This is a genomic window from Sphingomonas sp., from assembly GCF_042095875.1.
Lineage (GTDB): Bacteria > Pseudomonadota > Alphaproteobacteria > Sphingomonadales > Sphingomonadaceae > Sphingomonas.
In genome coordinates, this window is the sequence record NZ_JBELMJ010000067.1 from 1 (window position 1) to 8,116 (window position 8,116).

The following is an 8,116-nucleotide window of genomic DNA, read 5'->3' on the forward strand; positions in this document are numbered from 1 at the left end:
TCACTCCGCCGCCACTACGCCACCGAACATATCCGCTTCCGCCACCACGTCCTCGTTCGCGGGCTTCGCGTCCTTGGCCTTCTTGCGCTTGTCGAACGCGTCCCAAACGTCGTTCCACTGGCCCTTGGTCGCGGCCTTCGAATATTCGGTTGCGCGCGTCTCGAAGAAGTTGGCGTGCTCGACGCCGTTCAGCAGCGGGGTGAGCCAGGGGATCGGGTGCTCGTCGATCATGTAGATCGGCTTCAGCCCCAGCTGCCCCATGCGCCAGTCGGCGATGTAGCGGATGTACTTCTTGATATCCTTGGGCTTCATCCCCTCGACCGGGCCCATCTCGAACGCCAGGTCGATGAAATTGTCCTCCAGCCGGATCGTCGTCTGGCACACGTCGGCGATGTCGTCCTTGACCGCCTTGGTCAGGCACTGCCGCTCCTGACAGAAGGCATGGAACATGCGGATGATGCCCTCGCAGTGCAGGCTCTCGTCGCGAACCGACCAGCAGACGATCTGCCCCATGCCCTTCATCTTGTTGAAGCGCGGAAAGTTCATCAGCATCGCGAACGACGCGAACAGCTGCACCCCTTCGGTGAAGCCGCCGAACATGGCGAGCGTGCGCGCGATGTCCTCGTCCGAATCGACGCCGAAGTTCTGCATGTAATCATGCTTGTCCTTCATCTCGCCGTATTCGAGGAACGCGCCATACTCGCTCTCGGGCATGCCGATCGTGTCGAGCAGGTGCGAGTAGGCGGCGATGTGGACCGTCTCCATGTTGCTGAACGCGGTCAGCATCATCTTGATCTCGGTCGGCTTGAACACGCGGCCGTATTTCTCGTGGTAGCAATCCTGCACCTCGACGTCCGCCTGCGTGAAGAAGCGGAAGATCTGCGTCAGCAGGTTGCGCTCGTGGTCGGTCAGCTTCTGCGCCCAGTCGCGGCAATCCTCGCCCAAGGGAACTTCCTCGGGCAGCCAGTGGAGCTGCTGCTGGCGCTTCCAGAACTCGAACGCCCAGGGGTATTCGAACGGCTTGTACTGCTTGGACGCGTGGAGGAGGGACATGGGGCTTACTCCGACAGGATGGTGTTGAGGTGGTGGCCGGCGACGCCGAGCGTCAGCGCGCCGAGGAAACAATCGCGCGCGCCGGTCAGCGCGGCGCGGGTGGGGGTGAGCCGCGGCAGGTGGCGGCGGCGCAGCTGGACGAGCCCGAGCGCGAACAGCAGCGCGCCCGCGACCAGCAGCGCGGTGGCGGCGAGCAGAGCGAGCGGGTGCCTCACAGCGTATCGCCCGCGTCGGCGCGGCTCACCGCCGCGTCCTCGCTGCTCCACCGCTGCATCGCGGCGGCGCTCATCGCCAGCACAATCCCGCCCGCCAGCAGCATGATGCCCGCCATGCGGAACACGTAGACCTTGGCCGGGCCGCTCGGCCGCGTCAGCGCGAGCAGCAGCCCGGCGCCGACGAGCGCGAGCACGGACGCGACCGCATACATGATGATGACCTGCCAGCTCATGCCGCACGTGCCCCTGCGGCGGACGACGCTTTGACCAGGGAGGATGCGACCAACCGCGCGATCGTGCGTTTGCCACGCGAACCCATCAACGAAGGAGTGACACGATGGTCGACGCCAGCCAGATCAAGGAACATGCCGAAATCATCGGTGCGGACGGCACCCACGTCGGCACCGTCGACGGAGTCGAGGGCGACCGCATCAAGCTGACCAAGAACGATTCGCCGCAGACGGAGGACGGGAAGGGCGCGAAGCACCATTACATCTCGCTCGGCCTGGTCGCCGACATCGAGGACGGCAAGGTCCGCCTGTCCGCGAACGGCGCTGAGGCGGTGCAGTTCGAGGAAACCGAGTAAGCGCGCACCGCCCCGGCGGTAACGCGAGCGGGCCCCGGTTCGTGCATCCCCCACGGGTGCACGCGCCGGGGCTCTGCGCGTCGGGCGCAGTGGCGACGTGATGGACGCGCGGCGACGCGGCGCGTGCGTGCCCCATCCCCTCGCTCGCCCATCCATGCTGACCACCCGCGGCTCCCGACCTAGCGCCGGCTCACGCCCGACGGGCGCTGCTCGGCACCGGCGCACGATACGGGAATGGCGCCGCGCCTGCCACCCCAGACACGCCGCGCGCGCACGCTTTTTCTGTGAGTAAATTCGATATCTAGGTGTTGGTGCGTGATTGAAGCGCAATATCTAGTGATGGCGGAACCCAGGCCCGGCCGGCTCGTTGTGCGCACCCCTCGGCATATGTACCGGATATGTTCCTGCTGCGCCCAGTCCGCGACTCGGGTAGGCGGCGCCTAGCTGGGGTGGTCCGCCCAAACCCACCCATCGTCATCCCGGACTTGATCCGGGATCCCGCTTTCTTTGCCTACCCATCCGAAAAGCGGGACCCCGTATCAAGTCCGGGGTGACTAGAGGATAAACTGATCGAGGCGCGCCTCACCGACCGCTGATGGAGGCAGGACGCAACGCCCGCGCGAAGACATCCGCGCAGGCGCGGCGGGTCAGCGCGCCGCGTAGGCGTAGGGGACCAGCGGCTCGCCGCAGCGCTTGACGTTATACTCGCTGCCCTTCCAGCACGCCTTCTCGAACCGCGGCAGCGTCGCGGGCATCGGCTGGCCGGTGCGCACGATCGCCTGGTCGCCCCACGGGGTCAGGCTGTTGCGCAGCTCGCGCATGCGATCGAGCGACAATTGCGTGAACGCGCCGCGCGGCTGGAACAGCGCCTCGCGCCCGATGTCCCCCGCCACGTGGCAGAAGTTGAACTGCGAGTTGACCGTCGCGAAGCTGGAATAGGTGCGGGTGCCGAATTGGTCGAGTGCCTGCTGGCTCGCGCGCGGGTTCTTGTTGATGCGCGCGAAATATTTGGTGAGCGTGTCGTACGACGACTTCAACTCGTCCTGGTGATCGGTCAGCAGCGCATTGTACTTGTCGACCGTGAACAGCGTTGGCTCGAACTGGCACTGCAGCGCGGCGACGTTGAGCGCGGCGCGCATGTTCCACACCACGCTGGCGCGCTGTTCCGCCGTTGTCGCGCCGGGCAGCATCTGGCCGATGTCCGGCTCGGTGCCCGTCACCGCGGGGGCGCTCAGGTCCTTGTGCTTCAGGTAGAATTGCGCCGACGCAGACACGCTCGACAACGCCAAGACGGTTGCGGCGCCCAGGCCGACGAACCGAACCAACGACATGAATGAAACTCCTCACCCGCGCAGGCCCCGACCGCGCCCCTCATGGGCTAGCTTTACCAACGTTGGTTAATGCTCCCAAGCCTTTTCTGCCATGATTCCGATGCGTTCCACCGCAAAAGCGAGATCATGTCGGAACGTCGGCGAAACGATAAGGCAGCGCTTTGAGGCCGCGCGCACCCATCTGCCGGGTCGCAGATCGCTGCTAATTTTCAGGGAAGAGGCCTTGGTAGCGGTGGGTCAGCACCGGGTGGAACGAGCCGCCCGTCCCGGCACCGATGCCACCGACCTATGAGACGAGCACGCCACCCGCGATACCCGTCACGCCACCGCCACCGCGCAATGAAAAAGGCCGCCCGGTCGCCCGGACGGCCTCTCGCTTCGTAAATGCCCTGGGGCAGATTACATCGCGTTGGTCGTGGTCGTCATGGTGTTCGACATCATCATGTCGTTGCCCATGCTCATGCCCATCGTGTCGTTGGCCATCATGCCGCCGTTCATGCTGCCGTCGACGGCGGTCATGTTGTCGGACATGGTGTCCATGCCCTCGGTGGCGTTCATGTCGGTGATCATGGTGTTGTCGGTGGTGGTCTCGGTCTTCGAACCGCAGGCCGAAACCGCGAGCGCGGCGGCCGCGATGGCCGAACCGGTCAGAACCTTGGTGATGATGGCACGCATGAATTTGCTCCCTAGACAGTGGATTTGGAGACCGTTGGGGTCGTGGATACCCAAATCAGGTTCAATGGTAATAGGTACGCGACCACCCCTCAAGCCTCGATTTCACCGCGACAAGAAAGGCTTTGGAGAAAAGGTCTGGCGGTGAACGCCAGCGCGGCGTCGAAGGTTGCATGATCGACCGCTTTTCGAAGTGCTTGCGCGCTGGTCACCGGGTAATCGGCGATGCCGCACGGCACGATGCCGCCGAAATGCGTGAGGTCGGGCCACAGGTTCACCGCGAAGCCGTGCAGCGTCACCCAGCGCCGCACGCGGATGCCGATCGCGCCGATCTTCGCCTCCTGCCCGTTCAGGTCGCGCGTCCAGATGCCGATGCGGCCGGGCGCGCGAAAGCTGTCGATCCCGACATGCGCCAGCGCCGCGATGACCCAACCCTCCACCGCGTGGACGAAGCAGCGCACGTCGCGCCCGCGCTTGTTCAGGTCGAGCACCAGATAGCCGACGCGCTGCCCGGGGCCGTGATAGGTGTAGCGTCCGCCGCGCCCCGCCGGCTTCACCGGGAAGCGCGCGTCGACCAGCTCGGCCGGGTCGGCGCTGGTGCCCGCGGTATAGACCGGCGGATGTTCGAGCAGCCAGACCAGCTCGCGCGCCTTGCCCGCCGCGACCGCCGCGGCGCGCGCTTCCATCTCGGCGAGCGACTGGTCGTACGGTGTCAGCCCCGGCGTCACGCGCCACTCGATGTCGTCGATCTCGGTCACGCCAGGTCAGATGCGGTGCCGCGCGCGCGTTGGCAATGACGCGGCATGCGCACGCCCCTTTGGGCAAGTGACCGGGGCGGCTGGCACGCGCGCGGTGGATCGGCTACGCCGCCGCGGCACAACGGCGCGGGTGGGCGCGGGTACGAAGTGTGCGGCGACGAACGGGGGTGACGATGTCAGGGGCACGCATGGGGGCAGGGGCACGCATGGGGTCACGCGGGGGTATCCGCATGGGGCTGGTATGGGACCGCACGGTTGACGTGCTGCAGGGACGCAGCGGCATCCTGGCGCAGCTAGCGCTCCTGTTCCTGTTCGTCCCCGGCGTGGTCAACGCCGCGATCAGCAGCGCGGCGACGCCCGGGACGCCGCTGGCGTTCGTCGCCTCGCTCGTGTCGCTCGTCGCCAGCGTGATCCTGATCGCGGGCGTGCTCGCGATCACCGCGGTGGCGAGCGATCCCGCGGTCGACGCGCGGCAGGCGTCGCGGGTCGGCTTCGCGCGGCTGCTGCCCGCGCTGGGGGCGATCGCGCTCATCATGGTCGCGGTGTTCGTCGTGCTTATCCCGCTCACGCTGCTGTTCATGCACGCGGGCGCGACGTTCAATCCCGCGACCGGCCGCTTCGACATGGCGCGCGCGAGCGGCAGCGCGCTGAGCCTGGCGGGCGCGATCGGGCTGCTCGCGCTGATCCTGGGGCTGTGGCTCACCGCCAAGATCGCGCCCTTGTTCGCGGTGATCGTCAGCGAGCGCCGCGGGCTGGGCGCCTTCGCGCGCAGTTTCCGCCTGACGCGCGGCTCGACGCTGCGGCTAATCGGAGTCATCATCCTCTACGGCATCATCGTGGTCGTCGCCGTAATGGCCGCGACGCTGGTGGCGGGCGTGATCGCGCGGCTGCTGCTAGGCCCCGACGCGCGCGGCGGCGTCCAGTTCGTGACCGGCATCGTGTCGTCCGCGGTCACCGCGCTGCTGACGGTCGTGCAGACGGTGTTCTACGCGCGCTTCTACGTGGCCGCGCGCGAGCAGGACGAACCGGTACCGGACGCGCCGCTCGAACCATGACGCTCACCTTCTCGCGCCTGCTCGCCGACGCCTGGCTCCTGTTCCGGCGCGAGGCGGACCTGATCGGCCGCCTGGCGCTGCCGCTGGTCGTGCTGCCCGCCTTCGCGGTGCAGTTGCTGTGCGATCCCTTGCCCCCGCTGCCGCCCGCGCCGCGCGACCAGCCGATGCTGGAAGCGTGGATCGCGCAGGTCGGCGTGTGGGGGCAGACCAACGCGATCTGGTACCTGCTCGCCGACGCGGTCGGCGTGTACGGGCTCGCCGCGATCGCGATCCTGCTGCTCGACCCCGATCGCCCGGTGGTGGGGGGCGCGCTGCGCACCGCGGCGCGGCGCTTCGTCCCGTTCGCGCTCACCAGCCTGCTGGTCGCGATCCCCGTCGGGCTCGGCATGTGGTTCTTCGTGCTGCCGGGCTTGTGGGTGCAGGGCCGCCTGTCGGCCGCGACCCCGCTGCTCGCGCGCGCCACGCGGCAGAACGCGGCGGCGGCGGTGCGCGTCAGCTGGCGCGCGACGCGCGGCGCGGGCTTCGCGCTCGCGGGGGCGGTGGTGTCGGTGTTCCTGCTGCAATGGCTCGCGATCGTTCCGCTGCTCTCCGCCGACGACTGGCTGCGCCAGCCCGGCAACGACAATCCGCTCGTCCTCAGCCTCGTCGACGGCGCGATCGCGCTGCTGGGCGGGGCCTATCACGTCGCGGTGCTGATGATCGGCGTCGCGGCCTACCTGCGGCTGGCGAGGCGCGGCACCTGAGGCGCCGAGTCCTCGGGCAGCAATCCGAGGATGCGCGGATCGGTGAAGGTCTCGATCGTGCGCCTGACCGCGACGAAGCCTTGTGAGCGGTAGAAATTGAGCGCCGACGGGTGGTCGAGCGTGCAGGTGTTGAGCGCGACGCGGGTCACCCCCGGTACCCAGGCGCGCGCCAGCGCTTCCGCCATCAGCCAGCGGCCCAGCCCCTTGCCCGTCAGCTCGGGCACCAGCGCGAAATAGCCGATCTCGCAGGTCCCCGCGTGGCGGAAGTCGAGCTCGACCATGCCGACCTCGATACCCGCCGGATCGACTGCGGCGAACACCTGCACGCGCGCGTCGTGGATGATCGCCGTCAGCGCCGCGTCGTCCATCACCAGCCGCGAGTACCACAGCCAGCGCGCGCCGACACGGCGGAACAGGGCGCGATACTTGTCCGGCGCAGGCTCGGTCCAGCGCACCAGCCTGAGCGGCGAGGAGGGGGTTGGGCGCAGCGGCGGCCGCCGCACCATCTCCAGCGTGGTGACGATCGTCGCCAGCTCACCGTCCGCGACCGGGATCAGCGCCACTGGCTCAGTCCCAGTTCGCGACCGGGGGCAGGCTCATCAGGATCGCGTCGATGTTGCCGCCGGTCTTCAACCCGAACAACGTGCCGCGGTCGTAGACGAGGTTGAACTCGGCGTAGCGCCCGCGCCAGCGCCGCTGCTCCGCCACGTGGTCGGCGGTGAAGGCGTCGTCCATCCGCCGCCGCACGATCCGCGGATAGGTGTCGAGGAACGCGCGCCCGACATCCTCGGTGAAGGCGAGGTCGCGCGCGAAGTCGTTCTCCAGGTGATCGTAGAAGATGCCGCCCACCCCACGGTGCACCTTGCGGTGGGGGATGTAGAAATACTCGTCCGCCCATTCCTTGAAGCGCGGATAATAGGTCGCGTCGTGCGCGTCGCATGCCGCCTTCAGCGTGGCGTGGAAGTCCGCGGTATCCGCCGCCACCGGCAGCGGCGGGTTGAGGTCCGCGCCGCCGCCGAACCACTGTTTGGTGGTCCGAAGGAAGCGCGTGTTCATGTGCACCGCGGGCACGTGCGGGTTCGCCATGTGCGCGACCAGGCTGATGCCGGTCGCGAAGAAGCGCGGGTCCTCGCCCGCGCCGTGGATCGTGCGGCCGAACTCGCCCTCGAACGTGCCGCCGACCGTGGATACGTTGACCCCGACCTTCTCGAACACGCGACCCTTCATCACGCCGCGCACGCCCCCGCCACCGGGCTCGCCCGACGGGTCGGCGCGGTCCCAGGCGAGATAGTCGAACGTCGCGTCCGACCCCGCCTCGCGCTCGATCGCCTCGAACTCGGCGCAGATCAGGTCGCGCAGATGCTCGAACCAGGTGCGGGCTTGGGTCTGTTGGTCGTCGAGCTGGAACATGCGCGCAGCGCTTAGCGGGCGAGGGGCAGCGAAGTCGAGGCGGCAGAATGTCTCAGGCCGGCCAGGCGTCGGTCTGCCTGATCGCCTCGCCCAGGATCATCGCGCACGAAACCGCGACGTTCAACGAGCGCATGTTGGCACGCATCGGTACCACCACGCGCAGATCGGAGCGCGCGTGCACCTCGGCGGGGACGCCCGCGCTCTCGGACCCGAACAGCAGCACGTCGTCCGTCGCGTACGCCGCGCGGGTATAAGGCACCGCGCCGCTGGTCGTCGCCAGCACCAGGCGCCGG

General features: G+C 68.1%; 12 protein-coding genes. 3 read left to right on the forward strand and 9 right to left on the reverse strand.

Annotation, left to right across the window (positions count from 1 at the left end; all coding sequences use genetic code 11):
- The 3 genes from ACFDS6_RS15740 to ACFDS6_RS15750 are packed head-to-tail and all read right to left on the reverse strand — an operon-like array spanning nt 1 to nt 1,501.
- Nucleotides 1–1,053: a ribonucleotide-diphosphate reductase subunit beta gene (locus ACFDS6_RS15740; protein WP_375273050.1), complete on the reverse strand. Its 1,053-nt coding sequence runs from the start codon at nt 1,051–1,053 to the stop codon at nt 1–3.
- Nucleotides 1,054–1,058: 5 nt separating this feature from the next.
- On the reverse strand, nt 1,059–1,268 hold the full coding sequence (locus tag ACFDS6_RS15745) for a hypothetical protein (protein WP_375273051.1): 210 nt from the start codon (nt 1,266–1,268) through the stop codon (nt 1,059–1,061).
- The gene (locus tag ACFDS6_RS15750; protein WP_375273052.1) at nt 1,265–1,501 is read right to left on the reverse strand and encodes a hypothetical protein; all 237 of its coding nucleotides are present in this window, start codon (nt 1,499–1,501) and stop codon (nt 1,265–1,267) included. The genes ACFDS6_RS15745 and ACFDS6_RS15750 overlap by 4 nt, the downstream gene beginning before the upstream one ends.
- Nucleotides 1,502–1,605: 104 nt before the next feature.
- Between ACFDS6_RS15750 and ACFDS6_RS15755 the strand changes: the two genes are divergently transcribed.
- Nucleotides 1,606–1,854 carry a DUF2171 domain-containing protein gene (locus ACFDS6_RS15755; protein ID WP_375273053.1) on the forward strand — a complete coding sequence of 83 codons (249 nt, stop codon included), beginning with the start codon at nt 1,606–1,608 and terminating at the stop codon, nt 1,852–1,854.
- A 647-nt stretch (nt 1,855–2,501) separates the two neighbouring features.
- Here the strand turns inward: ACFDS6_RS15755 and ACFDS6_RS15760 are convergent.
- From ACFDS6_RS15760 to lipB, 3 genes are all read right to left on the reverse strand, one after another.
- Nucleotides 2,502–3,185, reverse strand: a complete 684-nt coding sequence (locus ACFDS6_RS15760; RefSeq protein WP_375273054.1) for a hypothetical protein — start codon at nt 3,183–3,185, stop codon at nt 2,502–2,504.
- A gap of 399 nt (nt 3,186–3,584) precedes the next feature.
- Complete coding sequence (locus ACFDS6_RS15765) at nt 3,585–3,860, reverse strand: hypothetical protein (protein WP_375273055.1); 276 nt, start codon at nt 3,858–3,860, stop codon at nt 3,585–3,587.
- A gap of 89 nt (nt 3,861–3,949) precedes the next feature.
- Entirely contained in the window at nt 3,950–4,615 is a 666-nt protein-coding gene (gene lipB, locus ACFDS6_RS15770; protein WP_375273057.1) for a lipoyl(octanoyl) transferase LipB, read from the reverse strand.
- Nucleotides 4,616–4,788: 173 nt separating this feature from the next.
- On the opposite strand from lipB, the gene ACFDS6_RS15775 reads away from it, so the two are divergent.
- On the forward strand, nt 4,789–5,670 hold the full coding sequence (locus ACFDS6_RS15775) for a hypothetical protein (protein ID WP_375273058.1): 882 nt from the start codon (nt 4,789–4,791) through the stop codon (nt 5,668–5,670).
- Entirely contained in the window at nt 5,667–6,413 is a 747-nt protein-coding gene (locus ACFDS6_RS15780) for a hypothetical protein (protein WP_375273059.1), read from the forward strand. The genes ACFDS6_RS15775 and ACFDS6_RS15780 overlap by 4 nt, the downstream gene beginning before the upstream one ends.
- Here ACFDS6_RS15780 and ACFDS6_RS15785 read toward each other — a convergent pair.
- The 3 genes from ACFDS6_RS15785 to ACFDS6_RS15795 all read right to left on the reverse strand — a co-directional run.
- Nucleotides 6,383–6,976 carry a GNAT family N-acetyltransferase gene (locus ACFDS6_RS15785; RefSeq protein WP_375273060.1) on the reverse strand — a complete coding sequence of 198 codons (594 nt, stop codon included), beginning with the start codon at nt 6,974–6,976 and terminating at the stop codon, nt 6,383–6,385. The two genes, ACFDS6_RS15780 and ACFDS6_RS15785, sit on opposite strands and share 31 nt — an antisense overlap.
- A gap of 4 nt (nt 6,977–6,980) precedes the next feature.
- Entirely contained in the window at nt 6,981–7,823 is an 843-nt protein-coding gene (gene hemF, locus ACFDS6_RS15790) for an oxygen-dependent coproporphyrinogen oxidase (RefSeq protein WP_375273061.1), read from the reverse strand.
- A gap of 52 nt (nt 7,824–7,875) precedes the next feature.
- A partial coding sequence (locus ACFDS6_RS15795; RefSeq protein WP_375273062.1) for a tRNA (cytidine(34)-2'-O)-methyltransferase occupies nt 7,876–8,116 on the reverse strand: 241 nt, incomplete at its 5' end.